General features: G+C 57.1%; 1 pseudogene. It reads left to right on the plus strand.

The window, feature by feature from the left end:
- Positions 1 to 529, plus strand: a pseudogene (locus tag ACM6I7_RS16870) (hypothetical protein); the annotation flags it as partial.

Consider the following 529-nt stretch of genomic DNA (forward strand, 5'->3'; position numbering starts at 1 on the left):
TCCGCATAACTACGAGTTCAAGCTGCCCATTGCCGACGTGCGCAAACTGGTCAATACCCAGGTCAGTTTCTTCTATCGGCTGGAACGCAGCGGCAGCAGTGACCCGTTACGCTCAAAAAGGCAGTTTGTACAAGTCACCGGCGCAGCCCACCGCCTGGCCGCACCGATCATCGAGGAAGCCGAGGGAGAGTTCATCGATCCCACCGAAACTCAAATCAACGTCCGCATTCCGTTCGATCCGGCCATCGAGTACGGCATGGGCATTGAGCTGTTCCTGTTGGGTAAACGTCCGGACGGCAGCACCTTCCTGCCTGAGTTGAAGTGGCACATTCCGGAGGAGGATGACGTCGAGAATCCCGAAGGTTTTGTCATCACCGTCGATGACTACAACCTCAAGCTCCTTGACGGCGGAACCCTGAAGGGGTGGTACGACCTGTTGATAGCCGAGGGCGACGAGGTCCTCAGACGGGAATCGCTGCACACGAAATTGCTCAATGTGGGTGAACCGAAATTCGAGCTGGACGCCCCG

The sequence above is a fragment of the Pseudomonas sp. IT-93MI4 genome (assembly GCF_949767635.1).
Taxonomy (GTDB): Bacteria; Pseudomonadota; Gammaproteobacteria; order Pseudomonadales; family Pseudomonadaceae; genus Aquipseudomonas; species Aquipseudomonas putida_A.